Source organism: Aeromonas sp. R1-1 (assembly GCF_040908495.1).
Taxonomy (GTDB): Bacteria; Pseudomonadota; Gammaproteobacteria; order Enterobacterales; family Aeromonadaceae; genus Aeromonas; species Aeromonas veronii.
In genome coordinates, this window is sequence record NZ_JBFODV010000211.1 from 25,566 (window position 1) to 46,495 (window position 20,930).

Sequence of the window (20,930 nt, forward strand, 5' to 3'; positions counted from 1 at the left end):
ACCGTTTTAAATCCTGGCAGGGTCGCGCAGCATGACGGCGCGACCCTTGATCCACTTACGCGTACAGCGGGTTGACCTTGTCGGCATCGATGCCGTACTTGGCGATGGCGTCGGCCACAACCTGCTTGTCTACCTCGCCGCGCTTGGCCAGTTCGGTCAGAGCAGCAACCACCACGTAGAACTCGTTCACTTCGAAGTGACGACGCAGGTTGGCACGGCTGTCGGAACGGCCGTAACCGTCGGTACCCAGCACGCGGTAGTTCTCGGTCGGAACGAAGGCACGAACCTGATCGGCGAAGGACTTCATGTAGTCGGTCGCAGCGATGGTGGCTTCGGAACCCAGTACCTGAGCGATGTAGGGAACGCGAGCTTCGGCTGTCGGGTGCAGCATGTTCCAGCGATCCGCGTCCTGACCGTCACGGGCCAGCTCGTTGAAGGAGGTGACGCTGAACACATCGGAACCGATGCCGTACTCACTGGCCAGGATCTGGGCAGCCTTGCGCACGTGACCCAGGATGGAACCACAACCCAGCAGCTGAACTTTCGCCTTGGCACCGGCGACGGATTCCAGCTTGTAGATACCCTTGCGGATGCCTTCCTCGGCGCCTTCCGGCATGGCCGGCATGGCGTAGTTCTCGTTCAGGGTGGTGATGTAGTAGAACACGTTCTCCGGGTTCTCACCGTACATGCGGCGCAGGCCGTCCTGTACGATCACCGCCACTTCATAGGCGTAGGACGGGTCGTAGGAGATGCAGTTCGGGATGGTGTTCGCCAGGATGTGGCTGTGACCATCTTCGTGCTGCAGACCTTCGCCGTTCAGGGTAGTACGACCGGAGGTCGCACCCAGCAGGAAGCCACGGGCTTGCTGGTCACCGGCTGCCCACGCCATGTCGCCGATCCGCTGGAAGCCGAACATGGAGTAGTAGATGTAGAACGGGATCATCGGGCAATCGTTGGTGCTGTAAGAGGTCGCAGCAGCCAGCCAGGAGGACATGGCGCCCAGCTCGTTGATACCGTCTTGCAGAACCTGACCCTGCTTGTCTTCCTTGTAGTAGGAGACTATGTCGCGGTCTTGCGGGGTGTACTGCTGACCGTGCGGACTGTAGATACCGATCTGGCGGAACAGACCTTCCATACCGAAGGTACGGGCTTCGTCAGCCAGGATCGGAACGATGCGCTTGCCGATGGACTTGTCTTTCAGCATCACGTTCAGGGAACGCACGAACGCCATGGTGGTGGAGATTTCGCGCGCCTGCTCACCCAGCAGCGGGCCGAAGGCATCCAGTGCCGGGATTTCCAGCTTGGTGGTGCTTTCGCGCAGACGGGTCGGCACATAGCCTTTCAGGGCAGTGCGACGGTCGTGCAGATATTTGTGCTCGGCAGAACCGGCTTCGATCTTCAGGTACGGCAGATCGGCCAGCTGCTCGTCGGCCACCGGCAGGTTGAAGCGGTCACGCAGGTGACGCACGGAGTCCAGCTCCATCTTCTTGACCTGGTGAGCGATGTTCTTGCCTTCGGCCGCTTCACCCATGCCGTAACCCTTGATGGTCTTGGCCAGAATAACGGTCGGCTTGCCCTTGGTCTGGGTCGCCTTGTTGAATGCGGCGAACAGTTTGCGAGGATCGTGACCACCGCGGTTCAGGGCGAAGATCTCCTCGTCGGTCATGTCTTTGACCAGCGCGGCAGTTTCCGGATAACGGTTGAAGAAGTGCTCGCGGATGTAGCCACCGTCGCGGGACTTCATGGTCTGGTAGTCACCGTCCACGGTCTCGTTCATCAGCTGGATCAGCTTGCCGGAAGTGTCTTTCTTCAGCAGCTCATCCCACTTGCGACCCCAGATAACCTTGGTCACATCCCAGCCGGCGCCAGCGAACAGGCCTTCCAGCTCGTTGATGACCTTGCCGTTACCGACAACCGGACCATCCAGACGCTGCAGGTTGCAGTTGACCACGAACACCAGGTTGTCGAGCTTTTCACGCACAGCAACGGTCAGGGCGCCCTTGGCTTCCGGCTCGTCCATCTCGCCGTCACCCAGGAAGGCGTAAACGGTCTGCTCGGAGCAATCCTTGATGCCACGGTCGGTCAGGTACTTCAGGAAGCGAGCCTGATAGATGGCGGCGATGGGGCCCAGACCCATGGAGACGGTCGGGAACTGCCAGAAGTCCGGCATCAGTTTCGGGTGCGGATAGGAAGGGATACCCTTGCCGTCCACTTCCTGACGGAAGTTGTCCAGCTGCTCTTCGGTCAGACGACCTTCAGCAAAGGCGCGAGCATAGATGCCCGGGGAGATATGACCCTGGAAGTAAACCAGATCGCCACCATCCTTCTCGTTGCGAGCACGGAAGAAGTGGTTGAAGCAGACATCATAGATGGTCGCAGAAGAAGCGAAGGAAGACATGTGACCACCCAGGTCCAGGTCTTTCTTGGACGCGCGCAGCACGATCATCATGGCGTTCCAGCGGATGATGGCGCGAATGCGGCGTTCCATCTCCAGGTCACCCGGGTAGTCCGGCTCGTCGCTGGACGGGATGGTGTTGATGTAATCGCGATTTGCCTTGGCAGCCACGTCCACACCGCTTACGCGGGCTTTCTCGGCCAACTGTTCAAGGATGAACTGAGCGCGTTGCGGACCCTCTTCACGCAGCAGGGATTCCAGAGAGGCAAGCCACTCCAGCGTTTCTATCGGGTCCACATCGTTCTTCAGGATATCAGACATGGCTGGTTCCTATGTTGTTGTGATTGCACGGCATTGCACGGCGAAGGGCGCAAGCATTCGACAATAAAGCCTTGTGGGATTAGTTTTCCTGCTGACGGATCCGACGCATGGATCGCTGGATCCGGCTGTCTTCCCTCTGCATATCCAACAAGGTGTCCTCGATAAAGGCCAGATGCTCATGACAAGCTGTTCTGGCCCGCTCCGGAGCCCCCGAAAGAATAGCCTCGATCAGATTCGCGCGATGGCGACGTATCTTAGCTACCACTCCCGGGCGGCGATTCAAAATCTCGTTATTCTGCAGAATGTTCTGTTCGAGCATGGGGCTCATGGCCCGCAGCAGGTGCAGCAGCACCACGTTGTGGGACGCCTCGGCCACCGCCAGATAGAACTGGGTCACGGCTGCCGACTCGGCCACCAGCGAACCGAGTTGGCCCGCCTCTTCGATAGTGGTTTGCACCTGACGAATACGCTCGAAATCAGACCCGGTTCCCCGCAAGGCCGCGTAGTAGGCACAGATGCCTTCCAGCGCGTGGCGAAACTCCAGCAAGTCATACTGGGCTTCCGGGTGGGTACTGAGCAGTTCGAACAGAGGATCGGCGATCCCCTTGCTCAGGGCATTCTGCACATAAGTGCCGCCGCCCTGACGGCGATAAAGCAATCCGCGCGCTTCCAGTCGCTGGATGGCTTCGCGCAAGGAGGGGCGCGATACCTGAAACTGGATGGCGAGTTCCCGCTCAGGAGGCAATTTCTGCCCCGGCTGCAGGCTGCCTTCCAGAATCATCTGTTCCAGCTCGGCGACAATGGAGTCGGCCAACTTGGGTTGCGTAATCTTGCGATAGGGCATGAGGCTACTTTGTTAAATTGGTATTACCAATTTTATGGATGGGGCGAAAATTAGCAGAGGCCTTTTGAAAAGTCCACTCAAAAGATGATCTGAGTCAAGAATCAGCCCCACCACTTAAGAGGTAAAGCAGGGGAAACATGATTTAGCTCATAGAAAATGGTCTGACCAATATTCTTGACCACGCTCACAAATAACATTTGCGCAACCAGAGACAAAAATGGCCTGCCAGATAGGCAAGCCATTGATTTTAAAATCCAAACTAAATTTGAATATTTACTTTAGCTGTTTAGTAATTGCCGGTAGTAATCCCACTGGAAACTGGCTCCGGGATCCGTCTTGCGCCCTGGCGCGATGTCGCAATGGCCGACAATTTTTTCGTGGGTAATCGCCGGATAGCGCTCCGAGATGGCTCGAGTGAGCCCCGCCAGCGCCCGGTACTGAGCCTCGGTGTAGGGGATTTCGTCAGTCCCTTCCAGCTCGATACCGATGGAGAAGTCATTGCATGCCTCCCTCCCCTGCCAGCTCGAGACACCCGCATGCCAGGCGCGCGCGCCGAACGGCACATACTGCACCAGCTCGCCATCACGGCGGATCAGACAGTGGGCCGAGACCCGCAACTGATGGATACCGGCAAAATAGGGGTGAGCCTCGGGGTCGAGTCTCCCCATAAAGAGATCGTCGATAAAGGGGCCACCGAACTCCCCCGGCGGCAGGCTGATGCCATGAACCACCAGCAGGGAGATATCATCCGGCGCTGCCCGTTCGTTGTGATGGGGAGAAGGCACCCGGCGCGCCTGCTGGCACCAGCCAGCGGCATCGATAGAGAAACAAGGTTGCGAAGCGAGTTGAGTCATCGGCTACTCGAGTTGGCTGATAAATGGCGAGAAAACGAAGATACCTGATAGGCAATCCGGCACCAACTCACTGAAGCAACGGGAAATGGTATGTTAGGCTGAGTCATCTTCCGCTCGATATGGATGGGGTATGCAGCACACGGCACGCTGGATGTGGTTACTGGCCTGGCTCTCTTTGATGGGCCTGCTGACCCTCTATTTTCACTCCCGCAACCAACCCAGCGTCACCGCCAGCGGCGAGCTGTTGCTGCGGGCCGACCAGAACGGCCACTATCGTCTGGAGGGTGCCATCAACGGCCAGCCGGTGCAACTGCTGCTCGATACCGGCGCCACCCGTATCACCATCCCGCAGCAGGTTGCCGAGCGGCTCGGCCTGACCGCTTATGGCAGCAGCCAGGTCAATACCGCCGCAGGGCAGATCCGGGTTGGCAACGGCACCATCGAAACGCTGGCGATGGGGCCATTGACCTTGTACGATCTGGCCATCTTTATCAATCCGGCGGCAGACGGTGACGAAGTGCTGGTTGGCATGAACGCCCTCGGTCGGCTGGAGCTGGTTCAAAAGGAGCGGCAACTGCTGCTCAGACCCTTGCAGGAATAAGGCATGTTTCAACAGGATGTCAGCCGCGCCGTGCGCGCCGCACTACTCGAAGATCTGGGCGATGCCCTCACCACGCTGGACCAACCGGACGCCAACGCCGATATCACCGCCCAGCTGATCCCGGCCGACCGGATGGCCAGCGCCCGGGTCATCACCCGTGAGGCCGGTGTGTTCTGCGGCCAGCCCTGGGTGGATGAAGTGTTCGTACAACTCGGTAGCGACGTAAAGGTGGAGTGGAAGGTGCAGGATGGGGAAGTGCTCTCCCCCAATCAGGAGCTGTTTCGCCTCCACGGTCCTGCCCGCCAGCTGCTGACTGGCGAGCGCAATGCCCTGAACTTTGTCCAGACCCTCTCTGGCGTCGCCACCCTCACCGCTCGCTATGTGGCTGAACTGGAGGGCACCGACTGCCGCCTGCTCGACACCCGCAAGACCATCCCCGGGCTGCGCACAGCCCAGAAGTACGCGGTCACCTGTGGCGGCGGCAAGAATCACCGCATCGGCCTCTACGACGCCTATCTCATCAAGGAGAACCACATCCTCGCCTGTGGCGGTATTGCCGAGGCGATTAATGAGGCTCGTCATCTCAATCCGGGCAAACCGGTAGAGGTGGAAGTGGAATCACTGGCAGAACTGGAGCAGGCGCTGGCGGCAAAGGCCGATATCGTGATGCTGGACAACTTCGACGTGACCATGATGCGCGAAGCCGTCGCCATCAATCAGGGCCGCGCCAAGCTCGAAGTCTCCGGTAACGTGACACTCGATACCCTGGCCGAATTTGCCGCCACCGGCGTCGATTTTATCTCGGTCGGGGCGCTCACCAAGCATGTACGAGCGCTCGATCTCTCCATGCGCTTTATCCAGCAGTGAGATTCACCCCGCAGGCCTGAGCAAATACGCGACCTAACCGGATAAACAACTTGCAAAAGGCGCCATAGGCGCCTTTTCTTTATGCAGGATCCCTCAGCAAAGGAGTGTAATGACGGACCCGCTTCGCCTCATAAAAAAGAGTCGTTAGAAGCCTCTTATTTTATGATTTATATCATGTTTTTGGTAAATGATAGAAAAGTGGTTAACAAAGGCGGCAATCTCTGTTGCCACCCCTCACAGCTCGGATAAGATACTGACGTGCGGATGATTTTCCACCGACACTTCCCAGGAACCAAGGATAAAAGGATATTTTCCATGAACAGCGAAATGAAGAAACAATCGGGTTTTACCCTTATTGAACTGATGATCGTGGTCGCGATCGTGGCCATTTTGGCGGCGGTAGCACTGCCGGCTTATCAGAACTACACCAACAAAGCAAAATTTACGGCTGCAGTTTCGGCAACAGGACCAGTTAAGACGGAAGCCGAAATTTGCGCACAAACCACTGGTAACTTCGGGTGCTCAAATCTTTCGAATGCAAGCACCTTTTCAGTACCAGCTGGCGTGACCCTGACTCTTAGTGGAAACACAAGTGCAAGTACTAGTATCACTGTAACCACCTCAATGTCTAATCCGTCTGGAGCCTACAGTTTGGTGGGCGCTGCTAGTGGTGGAGTTGTCTCATGGACCGGGACATGCAGTCCAGCTAATCTCTGCTAACTGATGACCTCTAGCCCTAATAGCGGCCTGGCGTTAAGCCTGGCCGCCTCTTCACTGATCAGTGAAGAGGACTCCCAGCGCTATCTGAGCCAGGCCAAGGCTCAGCGCAAACCCTTTGTGACATTTCTGATAGAGAACGAGATCCTCGACAGCAAGGCGCTCGCCGATTTTTGCGAGCTGGAGTATGGGGTACCTCTGCTGGATCTTGCCGCCTTCGACTTGGCCGAGATCCCGCAGAAGTACCTCAATCAGAAGCTGATTGAGAAACACCATGTGCTGCCCATCTACACCCAGGGCCACACCCTCTATATCGCCATGTCGGATCCGACCAATGTCTCGGCGTTGGAGGACTTTGGCTTCAGCTTCGGTCTTCATACTGAAGCCCTGCTGGTGGAGGAGAACAAGCTCACCGCCGCCATCGGCAAGCTGCTGGAGAGCGAAAATGACGCTCTCGGCATGGAGGATATCGACGAGTCCGAGATTTCGGATCTCGAAGTCTCCGACGAAAACAGCCGACTGGACGAAAGCGTCAATACCGCCGATGACGATGCTCCCATCGTCAAGTACATCAACAAGATCCTGATGGATGCCATCAAGCGCGGCGCCTCCGACCTGCACTTCGAGCCCTATGAGTTCAAGTATCGGGTGCGCTTTCGCATCGACGGCATTCTGCATGAAATCGCTACACCGCCGGTCAACCTCTCCAACCGCTTTTCCGCCCGCCTCAAGGTCATGGCACGACTCGATATCGCCGAGCGGCGGCTGCCACAGGATGGCCGCATCAAGTTGAAGTTGTCGCGCAATAAGTCGATTGATATGCGGGTCAATACCCTGCCCACCATGTGGGGAGAGAAGATCGTTATCCGTCTGCTCGACTCCTCGGCGGCACGCCTCAATATCGAGCAACTCGGCTTTGATGACCGACAGAAGGCGCAGTACCTGCGCGCCCTCTCCAAGCCACAGGGGATGATCCTGGTGACCGGCCCCACCGGCTCGGGCAAGACGGTTTCACTCTATACCGGCCTCAATATTCTCAACACCACCGAGGTAAATATCTCTACCGCCGAAGATCCGGTGGAAATCAACCTGCCCGGCGTCAATCAGGTGCAAGTCAACCCCAAGGCGGGGCTCACCTTTGCCAGCGCCCTGCGCTCCTTCTTGCGACAAGACCCGGATGTGGTGATGGTGGGGGAAATTCGCGATCTCGAAACCGCCGAAATCGCTATCAAGGCGGCCCAGACCGGTCACCTGGTGCTATCCACCCTGCACACAAACTCCGCCGCCGAGACTCTGACCCGGATGATGAACATGGGGGTACCGGCCTTCAACATCGCCTCCTCGGTGACCCTGATCATGGCCCAGCGGTTGGCCCGTAAACTGTGCGACCACTGCAAAGCGCCGGAAGTGGTGCCGGAAGCCGAACTGCTGGAGCTGGGCTTTACGCCGCAGCAGCTGGCAGCCGGACTGCGACTGTTCAAACCGGTCGGCTGCAAGGAGTGTTCCGGCGGCTACAAGGGGCGGGTCGGCATATACGAAATCATGCTGATGTCGGAGAACATCGCCAAATTAATCATGCAGGGGGCCAACTCCCTGCAAATCGCTGCTATCGCGCAGAAAGAGGGGATGCGTACCTTACGTACCTCGGGACTGGAGAAGGCTCGGCTCGGGGTCACCAGTCTGGCCGAGGTCAATCGGGTCACCACCAACTGATCCGTGTGCGGAACGACCCGCCGGTTTGGTTGGCAGAGTCTATCAGCCGCGCACGAATACGGAACGGATTATAGTCCGGCCAACAGAGTAATCAGATATTCAAGTGACTGGGCTGGCGCCAAGCAAGAAGGTACCGCCCACCCTATCAGTACCCCGCAGGCATCAAGCCAGTCGGGCACCTTGACCAGGTTGGTGACGCGCAGAGTCCGACTCTGACAACCAACCCCATTGCAGGATGCAAAGATGGCAACCCTAACGAAAAAGAACAATGCCCCCAAGAAAGTCTTCGCCTTCCGCTGGCACGGGGTTAATCGCAAGGGGCAGAAGGTCTCCGGCGAGCTGCAGGCCGACAGCATCAACACCGTCAAGACCGAACTGCGCAAGCAAGGGGTCAACGTCACCAAGGTAGCCAAGAAATCCCAGGGGCTCTTCTCCAAGGGCGGCGCCAAGATCAAGCCGATGGATATCGCCATCGTCTCACGCCAGATCACCACCATGCTCTCCGCCGGTGTACCGCTGGTGCAGAGCCTGCAGATTATCGCCCGCAGCCACGAGAAAGCCTCGATGCGCGAGCTGATGGGGCAGATTGCCGCCGATGTGGAGACCGGTACCCCCATGTCGGAGGCACTGCGCCGCCATCCCCTCTACTTTGATGATCTCTATTGCGATCTGGTGGAAGCCGGTGAGCAATCCGGTGCGCTGGAGACCATCTACGACCGTATCGCAACCTATCGGGAAAAGTCGGAAGCGCTCAAGTCGAAGATCAAGAAGGCGATGTTCTACCCCACCATGGTCATTCTGGTCGCCATCGTGGTGACCTCCATCCTGCTGCTGTTCGTCATTCCGCAGTTCGAGGATATCTTCAAGAGCTTTGGTGCCGAGCTGCCGGTGTTCACCCAGTTTGTTATCGGCATCTCCCGCTTTATGCAGAACTGGTGGTATGTCTTCTTTGGTGGCACGGCCCTTGGCATCTTCCTTTACGTGCGGGCCTGGCGGGCCTCCCAGAAGGTGAAAGACAATACCGACAAGTTCGTCCTCACCATTCCGGTGGTCGGAATGATCCTGCACAAGGCGGCGATGGCCCGCTTTGCCCGTACTCTGTCAACCACCTTCTCCGCCGGTATTCCGCTGGTGGATGCGCTGATTTCGGCGGCTGGCGCCTCCGGCAATTATGTCTATCGCACCGCGGTCATGGCGATCCGCAACGAGGTGGTGGCCGGTATGCAGATCAACGTTGCAATGCGCACCGTAGATCTCTTCCCCGACATGGTGATCCAGATGGTGATGATCGGTGAGGAGTCCGGTGCCATCGATGATATGCTCTCCAAGGTCGCCACCATCTTCGAACAGGAGGTGGATGATCTGGTCGATGGCCTCACCAGCCTGCTGGAACCCCTCATCATGGTGGTGCTCGGGGTGCTGGTCGGCGGTATGGTTATTGCCATGTACCTGCCCATCTTCAAGCTTGGCGACGTGGTAGGCTGATTTATCAGGGCATGGCACCACAACCATGCCCTCCCCCTCATTCAATAACTGACGGTTGGTTATGACACTTCTTCTCGAGCTGGCTCACAGCTTGCCATGGCTCTACTTCTCGCTGGTTTTTCTCTTCTCCCTGATGATCGGCAGCTTCCTTAACGTGGTCATCCACCGCTTGCCCATCATGCTGGAGCGGGAGTGGCAGGCCGAGTATCGCAGCTACTTCGCCCCTGATGAGGAGGCCACTGCGCCAGAGCGCTACAACCTGATGGTGCCGCGCTCCGCATGCCCTCGCTGTGGCCACGCCATCACTGCGCTTGAGAACATCCCGCTGTTGAGCTGGCTCTGGCTCAAAGGGCGTTGCCGCGACTGTCAGGCCCCCATCTCGGCCCGCTATCCGCTGGTAGAGCTGCTGACCGCCCTGCTCTCGGTGGCCGTAGCCATGGTCATAACGCCGGGCTGGGGTACGTTGGCCGCCCTGTTGCTGACCTGGGTGCTGGTCGCCCTCACCTTTATCGATCTCGACAAGATGTTGCTGCCCGACCAGCTCACCCTGCCACTGCTGTGGGGCGGGCTGCTGTTCAATCTGGCTGGTGGTTTCGTGCCGCTGGCAGATGCCGTGATCGGTGCCATGGCGGGCTATCTGGTGCTCTGGAGCCTCTACTGGGCCTTCAAGCTGCTCACTGGCAAGGAGGGGATGGGCTATGGCGACTTCAAGCTGCTGGCGGCGCTGGGCGCCTGGCTCGGCTGGCAGGCGCTGCCCATAATTCTGCTGCTCTCATCTCTGGTCGGCGCCGTGATCGGCATCAGCCTGATCGCCTTGCAAAAACATCATCAGGGCAAGCCCATCCCCTTCGGCCCCTACCTCGCCATCGCGGGCTGGATTGCGCTGCTATGGGGCGATACCATCACCCGCTGGTATCTCTCTACCCTGCTTTGAGCAAGAGGTCCCCATGTATGTAGTTGCTATCACAGGTGGTATCGGCAGCGGCAAGACAACTATCGCCAATCAGTTTGCCGCGCTGGGTATCGAGGTGGTGGATGCCGATGTGATCGCCCGCGAAGTGGTCGAGCCGGGTACCCCGGCCCTTGCCGCCATCGCCGACCATTTTGGCTCGAATGTGATTGATCCGAGCGGTCAACTCGACCGTCGAGCCCTGCGCGAGCGGGTCTTCAGCGACCCACAGGCCAAGGAGTGGCTCAATGCCCTGCTCCACCCGCTGATTCGCAGCGAAATGCTGCGCCAGTGTGCTGCGGCCAGTTCACCTTACTGCCTGCTGGTGGTGCCACTGCTGGTGGAGAACAAACTCACCGGCCTCGCTAACCGGGTGCTGGTGATCGATGTGGATGAAGCCACCCAGATTGAGCGCACCTGTCGCCGGGATGGGGTATCGGCCGAGCAGGCCCGGGCCATCATCGCCGCTCAGGCGAGCCGGTCGGAACGTCTCGCGGCGGCGGATGATGTCATCGAAAACCACAATGGCTGCGAAATGGCGATTAAAACGCGGATTTTGGCGCTGCACGAGACATATCTGGCAATTGCCTCTCAACAAGGCCGCCAAGTGTGAGTACACTAGGCCGGTTTATGGCTGGCCAGGATTAGGCATGATTTACGATTTCCCCCTCAATGAAAAAAGCCGGACCTATCTTCGTCTGGAGTCCTTGTTTTCCCAGATCCGCGACAATCTGGAGAGTGAACAATCCTGGGCACATATCGCCTTCTTCAAGGGGCTGTTCGATCTGCAGGAGTTGCTTGAGCGTGGTGACCTGCGCGCCGACCTCATCAAGGATCTGGAACGTCTCGGCCAGCGTCTGAGCCACTGGGCCAGCCTGCCCGATGTCGATCTGGAGCAGATCAAACTGATGCAGCAAGAGAGCAGCCAGCTCTCTCGCAACCTGCTCAACTCGCCACGCCCGGGTGCCCGCCTGAAAGAGGATCGTCTGCTCGGCTCCATTCGCCAGCGTTTCTCCATCCCGGGTGGCCTGTGTGCCTTCGATGTGCCGCAGCTGCACCACTGGCTCGGTACCCCGGCCATCACCCGTCACCAGCAGATGCAGGGCTGGCTGAGCGACATCAACCTGCTGATGAATGCCATCACCCTGCTGCTGCGCCTGTGGCGTGAATCAGGCAGTTTCAGTGAGCAGGTTGCCAGCAACGGTTTCTTCCAGGACACCGCCGAGAGCGCCGAGCTGATCCGCATCAAGCTGCCGGGCAATCTGTTCTGCTACCCAACCCTGAGCGGCCACAAGAACCGCTTCGCCCTGCGCTTTCTGCCCACCGCAGAACAGCCGATTGGCGACGTGCCATTCCAGCTCGCCTGCTGCTAAGGAGGGCTTATGGTCACCAAGGTAAAGTGTCCGACCTGTCAGAGTGAAGTGGAATGGGGCCCGCAGAGCCCGTTCCGCCCCTTCTGCAGCAAGCGCTGCCAGCTGATCGATCTCGGCGAATGGGCCGATGAAGAGAAGCGGATCCCGGGGGAGATCAACCCAGATCTGCTGCCGGAACCGGAAGAAGGCGATCAGTGGCTATAAGCCCCAGATCACCTACCTCCGCAATATCAAAAAGGGCCGATTGGCCCTTTTTTCATGTTGGTTGATTACTACCGGCTCAAGCCAGCAGACCCTGTAGCCGCGCTACAATCGGGCCATTGGCATCGGGGAAGTGGTAGTTGTTCAGCTCGGCCACCGGCACCCACAGGCACTCCTGCCCCTCCTTGCCGAACGGCTCGCCGCTGAAACGGGTCACCTTCCAGATATCCAGCAATACCTGCTTCTCGGGGTAGTCGTGCTGCAGTTCCATGAAGGGGGCACAATCCAATACCCTGATGCCGATCTCTTCCCACAGCTCCCGATCCAGCGCGGTGAGCAGATCCTCACCGGACTCCACCTTGCCGCCGGGAAACTCCCAGCGATCCCCCTGATGGCGATCGGAGGAGCGTCTGGCGATGAAGATATCGCCCCGTTCATTCTCAATGACGCCAACCGCCACCCAGATCCGTTTTTTCTGTTCCATCAATTACCTCTGTTCGCTTGTTGCCACCAATAACAAGGCGGGCACTTGGCCCGCCTGTTATGGCATAGCGTCGATCAGGTCAACTGACCGTGGCAGTGCTTGTACTTCTTGCCGGAGCCGCACGGGCAGGGATCGTTGCGACCAACTTTCTGCTCGTCGCGCACGAAGGTGGTGTGCCCCTCTTCGCCTGCGGCCTGCTCATCGGCCCGCTGGCTCTCGGCTGCGGCGTGGGTATAGGTGCGGGGAGCGGCTTCCGCCTGCTGGCGCTGCTGCTCTTCCATCGCCTCCACATCGCGCTCCTGCACCTGCACACGGCTCAGAATGCTGACCACGTCGCGCTTGAGGGTTTCCAGCATCTGGGTAAACAGATCGAAAGATTCGCGCTTGTACTCCTGCTTGGGGTTCTTCTGGGCGTAACCGCGCAGATGGATGCCCTGACGCAGGTGATCCATGGCCGCCAGATGCTCTTTCCACAGACCATCCAGAGTTTGCAGCATCACCGCCTTCTCGAAGTTGCGCAGCACCTCTTTGCCGACCAGCTCTTCCTTGTGGGCATAGAGCTTGGTGGCTTCGTCCAGAATGCGCTCGCGCAGCTTCTCTTCATACAGCTTGTCATCTTCCGCCAGCCACTGTTGCAGCGGCAGATCCAGCGCGAAGTCCGCCTTCAGGCGCGCTTCCAGACCCGGCACGTCCCACATCTCTTCCAGAGACTGGGGCGGGATGTACTCGTCGATCACAGCGCCGTAGACGTCGTCACGGATCACGTGGATGGTCTCGGAAATGTCGTTGGTATCCAGCAGCTCGTTGCGCTGCTCGTACACCACCTTGCGCTGGTCGTTGGCAACGTCGTCAAACTCCAGCAAGCTCTTGCGGATGTCGAAGTTGCGACCTTCCACCTTGCGCTGGGCGTTTTCGATCGCCTTGGTGACCCACGGGTGCTCGATGGCTTCGCCCTCTTCCATGCCCAGCTTCTTCATCATGCCGGTCACGCGGTCGGAGGCGAAGATCCGCATCAGGGTATCTTCCATGGAGAGGTAGAAACGGGAGGAGCCTGGATCACCCTGACGACCGGAACGGCCGCGCAGCTGGTTGTCGATACGACGGGATTCGTGACGCTCGGTGCCGATAATGTGCAGACCACCGGCGGCCAGCACCGCATCGTGACGCACCTGCCAGGCGGCTTTCAGCTCGGCAATCTGCTCGCTGGTCGGGTTCTCCAGCTTCGCAATCTCTGCCTGCCAGTTGCCACCCAACACGATGTCGGTACCACGACCGGCCATGTTGGTGGCGATGGTGACCGCACCTGTCTGACCGGCCTGGGCGACGATCTCCGCTTCCATGGCGTGGAACTTGGCGTTCAGCACCTTGTGCGGGATCTTCTCCTTAGTCAGGATGCCGGAGAGCAGCTCGGAGTTCTCGATAGAGACAGTACCAACCAGTACAGGCTGGCCCTTGGCCACGCACTGACGGATATCTTCGATGATGGCGGCATACTTCTCATTGGCGGTCAGGTAGACCAGATCGCCCATGTCCTTGCGCACCATCGGCTTGTTGGTCGGGATAACCACGGTATCCAAGCCATAAATTTGTTGGAATTCAAAGGCTTCAGTATCCGCAGTCCCTGTCATCCCCGCCAGCTTGTTGTAGAGACGGAAGTAGTTCTGGAAGGTGATGGATGCCAGCGTCTGGTTCTCGTTCTGGATCTTCACCCCTTCCTTCGCTTCTACGGCCTGATGCAGACCATCGGACCAGCGACGACCCGGCATGGTACGGCCGGTATGCTCGTCAACGATGACGATTTCGTCCTTCTGAACGATATAGTCAACGTTGCGTTCGAACAGGGTATGAGCACGCAGACCAGCGTTCACGTGGTGCAACAGACTGATGTTGGAGGCGGAGAACAGGGAATCGTTCTCATCCAGCAGCCCCTCTTTCTTGAGCAGCTCTTCCACGAAGATCTGGCCGTTTTCGGTCAGCAGGGCCTGACGGTTCTTCTCGTCTACCGTGTAGTGACCGTCACCGGTGTACTCCTCGGTATCTTCCTTGTCCTGCTTGACCAGCAGCGGGATCAGCTTGTTGACGCGGATATAGAGCTCTGAGCTGTCTTCGGCCGGACCGGAGATGATGAGCGGAGTACGGGCTTCATCGATAAGCACCGAGTCCACCTCATCCACCAGCGCGTAGTTGAGCGGACGCTGTACCCGCTGCTCCGGCGAGAACGCCATGTTGTCGCGCAGGTAGTCAAAACCAAATTCGTTGTTGGTACCGTAGGTGATGTCGGCGGCGTAGGCGTCACGCTTCTGTGACGCATCCATACCTGGCACGTTGCAGTCGACGGTCATGCCGAGGAAGGCGAACAGCGGGCGGTTCGCCTCCGCATCACGCTTGGCCAAATAGTCGTTCACCGTTACCACGTGCACACCCCGGCCGCTCAGGGCGTTCAGGTAAGCTGGCAAAGTCGCCGTAAGAGTCTTACCTTCACCGGTTTTCATTTCCGCGATGCGGTTGGAGTTCAGCACCATGCCGCCGATCAGTTGCACATCGAAGTGGCGCATGCCAAACACCCGCTTGGAGGCTTCACGCACGGTCGCGAACGCTTCCGGCAGCAACTGCTCCAGGGTCTCACCCTGCTCGATACGCTGACGATATTCAGCCGTTTTGGCCTGCAACTCGGCATCGGACAGAGCCTCGAACTGCGGCTCCATGGCATTGATCTGTTTTACAATTTTGCGCAAAGCCTTGAGCGTTCTGTCGTTCCGGCTGCCGATAATCTTGGTAAGCAGTGTGCTAATCATGGGTACCAACTATTTCTGGTTATAAAAGCGTTCCGTCACTGGAACCTGAAGAAAAAAACCTAACCCCGTCTGGCACTGAGAAAGCGTGCGGGGTTGACCTGACGACCATCTTTCAACACTTCGTAATGCAGATGGACCCCGGTCGCGCGACCGGTGCGTCCCATCAAGGCAATCTTCTGACCCTGATCAACCAGAGTGCCCACCTCGACCAGCAACTTGGAGTTGTGGGCATAGCGGGTGACCAGGCCATTGCCGTGATTAATCTCCACCATATTGCCAAATTCCGGATGACGGCCCGCCCAGCTGACAATGCCGGGCCCGGTGGCCAGAATCGGGGTTCCGGGTTTGCCACGGAAATCGACCCCTTTGTGCATCTTGGCACGCCCGTTGAACGGATCGACCCGTCCACCAAACCCGGACGAGACCCAAACTCGCTCCTGTTTGACTGGCGTGCCGGAAATAAAACCGGCATCGGTGATATGGTGATTCATGATGAAAGATTCAAGTACCGACAGCTGCTCTTCGCGGCTGCTGAGCTGCTGGCTGAGGTGTTTCATCGAGGCTTGCAGCTCGTTGAGGCTCACTTCCAGCTCTTCATCATAAGAAGGACCGCCCATGGGGGGCAGCTCTTTGAAATTGAACTCGTCGGGATCGAGATCGGCCTGCTCGGTCAATCGTTCGCCGAGGGCATTGAGACGGCCAAGCTGGCCTTGCATAGTGCCCACCTGAGCAGCCAGCATTGCCAACTGTTCACGGGCTTCGTCGCCACTCTGGTCGACGGACTGTTGCTCGGCAACGGCAAGCGCCACTTCCAGCGCCTCCATTTTTTGGTGCCAGCTCTGCCAGAGCCAACCACCACCAAGGGCCAACAGGGAGAAGAGAATACCGCCGACCCAGGCCAGACGTTGTTTGGGCAGGTGCAACTTGCGTCGCTGCTTGCCGTGGAGGATCAGGGTAATGCTCATAGAAATCAGTCTGCTCGGTCAGGTGCGGCCAGGAGCCTGCACGGGAAATAAAACCGGGAGATAATCGGTATTAAAGGATGGAGTAAACAAATGACGGAACGTCGGTGCGGAGAGAGGACCGACGTTCCGTTGCACAGCTATCAGGCCAGAACCAGACCGTTATCGTAGTAAGCGATAGGCGCTTTGTCGCCCTCACCCTCGAAGGTCACCAGTTCCCAAGCCTCCTGCTCGGCCAGCAAGGCACGCAGCAGCTTGTTGTTCAGGGCATGTCCGGTCTTGTAGGCACGGAACTCACCGATGATGCTGCGGTTACACATATAGAGGTCACCGATCGCGTCCAGCATCTTGTGCTTGACGAACTCGTCCTCATAACGCAAACCGTCTTCGTTCAGCACCCGATAGTCATCCAGTACCACGGCGTTTTCTAGGCTTCCGCCCAGCGCCAGGTTCTGGGAACGCAGGTACTCGATATCGCGCATGAACCCGAAGGTACGGGCACGGCTGATCTCTTTCACGAAGGAGGCACCGGAGAAATCCAGTACGCAACGCTGATTGCGCCCTTCAAAGACCGGATGCTGGAAATCGATCTCAAGATCCATCTTGAAGCCGTTGCGATAGGGGTGGAATTCCGCCCACTTGTCGCCGTCTTCAACCCGGATGCTCTTCTTGATCCGCACAAACTGCTTGGCAGCATTCTGCTCACGGATCCCGACTTCCTGCAGCAGGTAGATAAAGGGATGCGCACTACCGTCCATTACCGGGATCTCGGGTGCGTCAACCTCGACGTAGAGGTTGTCGATCCCCATCCCGGCCAGCGCGGCAGAGAGGTGCTCAATGGTAGAGACACGGACACCGGCTTCGTTGACCAGAGCGGTACAGAGCACAGTATCGCGCACCTGATCGGCATTGGCTGGCAGCTCCACCACAGGATTCAGGTCGGTACGCAAGTAAACGATCCCTGTGTTCACAGGCGCCGGACGGAACGTCATGGTGACTTTCCGGCCCGAATGCAGGCCGACACCAGTCGCCTGTACACTCGTTTTCAAGGTTCTTTGTCTAATCATGGGTGTACCCTAAACAGCTTAAAATCCGGACCAGATGGTCGTTGGCAGGCCATCTTAGCACATTCCTTGAACAACAAACAAACGAGAGCCATAAGAGGCTTAGTCAGCTTGCTTGCGCAGGAACGCCGGAATATCCAGGTAATCCGGTTCACGACGAGCTTGCGGCTCGGCGTTGACCACCTTGGCCGGGGCTTCGTCCATCACGCGGCCTTGCATCATGTCGCTAACCAGCGGCTGACGCACCGGGCGCTCTTGCACCTGGCTGCTCTTGACCAGCGTGATGTCCGGCTTGCGCTCGGCACCGATACCGGTAGCAACCACAGTCACACGCAGCTCGTCGTGCATTTCCGGATCGATTACGGTACCCACAACTACAGTGGCGTTCTCGGAAGCGAAGGCCTTGACCGCGTTACCCACGGTTTCGAACTCTTCGATGGTCATGTCCATGCCGGCGGTGATGTTGACCAGGATGCCACGGGCACCAGCCAGATCCACATCTTCCAGCAGCGGGCTGGAGATGGCTTTCTCGGCAGCTTCTTCGGCACGGTCATCACCGGAAGCGGAACCGGTACCCATCATGGCGGTACCCATTTCGCGCATTACGGTACGCACGTCCGCGAAGTCGACGTTGATCAAGCCCGGGCGGGTGATCAGCTCGGCAATGCCCTGTACCGCGCCAAGCAGTACATCGTTGGCCGCCTTGAAGGCATCCAGCAAGGAGATACCGCGACCCAGCACCTTCAGCAACTTGTCGTTGGGGATGGTGATCAGGGAGTCGACGTTCTTGGAGAGCTCTTCGATACCGTGCGCGGCGAAGCCCATCCGCTTCTTCCCTTCGAAGGAGAACGGCTTGGTCACCACAGCAACGGTCAGGATGCCCATCTCGCGTGCCACTTCGGCCACGATCGGCGCAGCACCGGTACCGGTACCACCACCCATACCGGCGGCGATGAACACCATGTCGGAACCGGTCAGCAACTCACGCAGTGCTTCGCGATCTTCCATGGCCGCATCACGACCCACTTCCGGATTGGCACCGGCGCCCAGACCCTTGGTGATGCCACCGCCGATCTGCAGGGTAGTGTTGGCGCTGGAGTTGCGCAGTGCCTGGGCATCGGTGTTGACGGTAATAAACTCAACACCCTCAATATTTTGACGAACCATGTGCTCGACAGCGTTACCGCCGCCGCCACCTACACCGATCACTTTAATGACGGCTTCGTCAGTGTGGCTATCCATAAATTCAAACATGTTGTCTCTCCGCTTTATTTGCCTGACTCAGCAAAATTCTTAGAACTCGCCACGCAGCCAGTTGCTAACCCGTTTGACCAGGCCACCGACGCTTGCCTTGGCGGCATATTCTTTGTTGCTACCTGTGGCTTGATGGGTGCGGCCATATTGCAGCAACCCGACCGCAGTCGAGTACACCGGTGCCTGCACGTAATCACTCAAACCACGTATGTTCATGGGCTCTCCCACCCGGACCTGGCTCTGGAAGATCTGCTCTGCACACTCCACAATACCTTCAATCTGGGCAGCGCCGCCGGTCAAGACCACACCGGCTGCCAGCTGATGCTTGACCCCCTGCGCTTTCAACTCGCTTTGTACCCGCACCAGCTCATCATTCACCATGGAGAGCAACTCGGTGTAACGGGGCTCAATCACTTCAGCCAGTGTCTGCCGTTGCAGGCTGCGCGCCGGACGACCGCCGACACTGGGTACTTCAATATTGTCTTCCTTGCTGACCAGACGGCCGAGGGCGCAACCATAGCGCACCTTGATCGCTTCCGCGTCGAGCGGCGGCGTGCCGAAGGCGTAGGCGATGTCGCTGGTCACAGTGCTGCCAGCGTACGGGATCACCTTGGTGTGGCGCAGGGCACCGCCGGTAAACAGCGACATGTCCATGGTACCGCCACCGATGTCCACCACGCAGACACCCAGCTCTTTCTCGTCTTCGGTCAACACCGCATAACTGGAGGCCAGTGCGGAGAAGATCAGTTGATCCACACGCAAACCGACCTTCTCCACACATTTCTCAATGTTGCGGGCCATATCGTTATGGCAGGTGATCAGGTGAACCTTGGCTGCCATCCGCACACCGGAGAGGCCGACCGGATTCTTGATCCCTTCCTGATAATCGATGGCAAACTCCTGAGGCAGCACATGCAGCACGCGCAGCTCGTCGGAGAGGCGAACCGACTTGGCGGTGTGGATCACGTTGTCTACATCCTCCTGGGTCACCTCTTCATCGGAGATGGGCACCATGCCGGTCTCGTTGCGGCAATCAATATGCTTGCCGGACAACCCCAGATAGACCGAGCTGATCTGGCAATCTGCCATCATCTCGGCCTCTTCCACCGCGCGGCGCAGTGACTTGACCACGGAGTCGAGGTCATTGACCCCACCCTTCTCCATTCCGCGAGAAGCGTGACTGCCCATACCGATGACGTTCAGCTCACCGTCCGGCAATACTTCCCCGACCAGAACCGCCACCTTGGTTGTGCCGATATCCAGTCCGACAATCAAATTCCTATCTGCGGTGTTGGTCATGCACTTTCTCTTCGCTCTTCTTCCAGCCAACTGCCATTCCGGTGTCGTATCGAAGATCCACGTAGGCGACTTGCGCACGGGGTTCGATAACCGGGAAGGCATCGATAAACCGCTGCAGCCGGAGCGCAATGTCATTGCGTCCCAGGAACAGCTTGATATTGCCATCCAGGGTCAGTTCCCAGGCATGGCGGGGGGTCAGATTCACCCCCAGCAACTTGTATCCCTTGGCAGCCAGTTGCGACTCGTACTGCCGACTCTCTTTCAACACCCGGGCGGCCTGGTCATCCGGCCCTGACAGCTGCAACAGCGGCGTCTTGACCCGATCCGGGGCACTGAATACCTTGCCCTTGGTGTTGACGAAGCGGTTGCCATTCCAGCGCGCCGCCACATCTTGTTCCGTGAGGTAGATCTTGATCTTGTTCGGCCACTTCTTTCGTACCGAGACCGAGGCCACCCATGGCAAGGCATTGAGCCTTGCCTGCAATTCGTTGACGTCCAATTCGAAGAAGTTGCGCAGCTCGGCGCCATCCAGCACGGCCATCCGCAGCTCTTCGGTTTGCAAATACTGGTGTTGCCCCTGCAGCAACAGCTCGCTCATGGGCAACCGGTTGGCATCTGTCAGCCAACCTTTAACATCCAGCGCCGTCCGGTAGCAGCCCCATATCACCAGCAGGAAAAATGCTACCCCTGCGATGAAGCCACCCTTGGTGCGCCCCTGTGCCCTTGCCTCCACCCGATCGATCCCCGTGTAA

19 protein-coding genes are annotated in these 20,930 nt (G+C 58.3%); 9 read left to right on the forward strand and 10 right to left on the reverse strand.

Annotated elements, in window-relative coordinates; genetic code table 11:
• Positions 1-55 precede the first annotated feature (55 nt).
• From aceE to ampD, 3 genes are all read right to left on the reverse strand, one after another.
• Positions 56-2,716, reverse strand: a complete 2,661-nt coding sequence (gene aceE, locus AB5Y92_RS13895) for a pyruvate dehydrogenase (acetyl-transferring), homodimeric type (protein WP_005355086.1) — start codon at positions 2,714-2,716, stop codon at positions 56-58.
• 79 nt (positions 2,717-2,795) lie between these two features.
• Positions 2,796-3,560 (reverse strand): pyruvate dehydrogenase complex transcriptional repressor PdhR, encoded by a 765-nt coding sequence (gene pdhR, locus AB5Y92_RS13900; RefSeq protein ID WP_005336127.1) that lies wholly within the window; start codon positions 3,558-3,560, stop codon positions 2,796-2,798.
• A 278-nt stretch (positions 3,561-3,838) separates the two neighbouring features.
• Positions 3,839-4,414, reverse strand: coding sequence for a 1,6-anhydro-N-acetylmuramyl-L-alanine amidase AmpD (gene ampD, locus AB5Y92_RS13905; RefSeq protein ID WP_069554218.1), 576 nt, complete (start codon positions 4,412-4,414; stop codon positions 3,839-3,841).
• 130 nt (positions 4,415-4,544) lie between these two features.
• On the opposite strand from ampD, the gene AB5Y92_RS13910 reads away from it, so the two are divergent.
• The 9 genes from AB5Y92_RS13910 (at position 4,545) to yacG (ending at position 12,323) form a co-directional block, all read left to right on the forward strand.
• Positions 4,545-5,015 carry a TIGR02281 family clan AA aspartic protease gene (locus AB5Y92_RS13910; RefSeq protein WP_164535954.1) on the forward strand — a complete coding sequence of 157 codons (471 nt, stop codon included), beginning with the start codon at positions 4,545-4,547 and terminating at the stop codon, positions 5,013-5,015.
• Positions 5,016-5,018: 3 nt separating this feature from the next.
• Positions 5,019-5,882, forward strand: a complete 864-nt coding sequence (nadC, locus tag AB5Y92_RS13915) for a carboxylating nicotinate-nucleotide diphosphorylase (protein WP_164535953.1) — start codon at positions 5,019-5,021, stop codon at positions 5,880-5,882.
• A gap of 315 nt (positions 5,883-6,197) precedes the next feature.
• Positions 6,198-6,602 (forward strand): prepilin-type N-terminal cleavage/methylation domain-containing protein, encoded by a 405-nt coding sequence (locus AB5Y92_RS13920; RefSeq protein WP_272953589.1) that lies wholly within the window; start codon positions 6,198-6,200, stop codon positions 6,600-6,602.
• Between the two features lie 3 nt (positions 6,603-6,605).
• Positions 6,606-8,312 carry a PilB family type IVa pilus assembly ATPase TapB gene (tapB, locus tag AB5Y92_RS13925; protein WP_201986386.1) on the forward strand — a complete coding sequence of 569 codons (1,707 nt, stop codon included), beginning with the start codon at positions 6,606-6,608 and terminating at the stop codon, positions 8,310-8,312.
• A gap of 243 nt (positions 8,313-8,555) precedes the next feature.
• The gene (locus tag AB5Y92_RS13930) at positions 8,556-9,797 is read left to right on the forward strand and encodes a type II secretion system F family protein (protein ID WP_005336136.1); all 1,242 of its coding nucleotides are present in this window, start codon (positions 8,556-8,558) and stop codon (positions 9,795-9,797) included.
• Between the two features lie 61 nt (positions 9,798-9,858).
• Complete coding sequence (locus AB5Y92_RS13935) at positions 9,859-10,731, forward strand: A24 family peptidase (RefSeq protein WP_164535951.1); 873 nt, start codon at positions 9,859-9,861, stop codon at positions 10,729-10,731.
• Between the two features lie 13 nt (positions 10,732-10,744).
• Positions 10,745-11,359, forward strand: a complete 615-nt coding sequence (gene coaE / locus AB5Y92_RS13940) for a dephospho-CoA kinase (protein ID WP_368226996.1) — start codon at positions 10,745-10,747, stop codon at positions 11,357-11,359.
• Between the two features lie 37 nt (positions 11,360-11,396).
• Positions 11,397-12,119, forward strand: a complete 723-nt coding sequence (gene zapD / locus AB5Y92_RS13945; protein WP_005336141.1) for a cell division protein ZapD — start codon at positions 11,397-11,399, stop codon at positions 12,117-12,119.
• Positions 12,120-12,128: 9 nt separating this feature from the next.
• On the forward strand, positions 12,129-12,323 hold the full coding sequence (gene yacG / locus AB5Y92_RS13950; RefSeq protein WP_005336142.1) for a DNA gyrase inhibitor YacG: 195 nt from the start codon (positions 12,129-12,131) through the stop codon (positions 12,321-12,323).
• A 76-nt stretch (positions 12,324-12,399) separates the two neighbouring features.
• On the opposite strand, the gene mutT is transcribed toward yacG, so the two are convergent.
• The 7 genes from mutT to AB5Y92_RS13985 all read right to left on the reverse strand — a co-directional run bounded on the left by mutT (position 12,400) and on the right by AB5Y92_RS13985 (position 20,911).
• Positions 12,400-12,804, reverse strand: coding sequence for an 8-oxo-dGTP diphosphatase MutT (gene mutT, locus AB5Y92_RS13955; protein WP_042053534.1), 405 nt, complete (start codon positions 12,802-12,804; stop codon positions 12,400-12,402).
• A gap of 74 nt (positions 12,805-12,878) precedes the next feature.
• Positions 12,879-15,599 carry a preprotein translocase subunit SecA gene (secA, locus tag AB5Y92_RS13960; protein ID WP_368226997.1) on the reverse strand — a complete coding sequence of 907 codons (2,721 nt, stop codon included), beginning with the start codon at positions 15,597-15,599 and terminating at the stop codon, positions 12,879-12,881.
• Between the two features lie 59 nt (positions 15,600-15,658).
• On the reverse strand, positions 15,659-16,564 hold the full coding sequence (locus tag AB5Y92_RS13965) for a M23 family metallopeptidase (protein WP_005355107.1): 906 nt from the start codon (positions 16,562-16,564) through the stop codon (positions 15,659-15,661).
• 140 nt (positions 16,565-16,704) lie between these two features.
• A complete protein-coding gene (lpxC, locus tag AB5Y92_RS13970) occupies positions 16,705-17,628 on the reverse strand; it encodes a UDP-3-O-acyl-N-acetylglucosamine deacetylase (RefSeq protein WP_005336146.1) in 924 nt (307 codons plus the stop codon).
• 99 nt (positions 17,629-17,727) lie between these two features.
• Complete coding sequence (gene ftsZ / locus AB5Y92_RS13975) at positions 17,728-18,879, reverse strand: cell division protein FtsZ (RefSeq protein WP_005336147.1); 1,152 nt, start codon at positions 18,877-18,879, stop codon at positions 17,728-17,730.
• A gap of 39 nt (positions 18,880-18,918) precedes the next feature.
• Positions 18,919-20,178, reverse strand: coding sequence for a cell division protein FtsA (ftsA, locus tag AB5Y92_RS13980; protein WP_005336148.1), 1,260 nt, complete (start codon positions 20,176-20,178; stop codon positions 18,919-18,921).
• A complete protein-coding gene (locus tag AB5Y92_RS13985; protein ID WP_005336149.1) occupies positions 20,159-20,911 on the reverse strand; it encodes a cell division protein FtsQ/DivIB in 753 nt (250 codons plus the stop codon). Before AB5Y92_RS13985 ends, ftsA begins: the two co-directional genes overlap by 20 nt.
• Positions 20,912-20,930 lie beyond the last annotated feature (19 nt).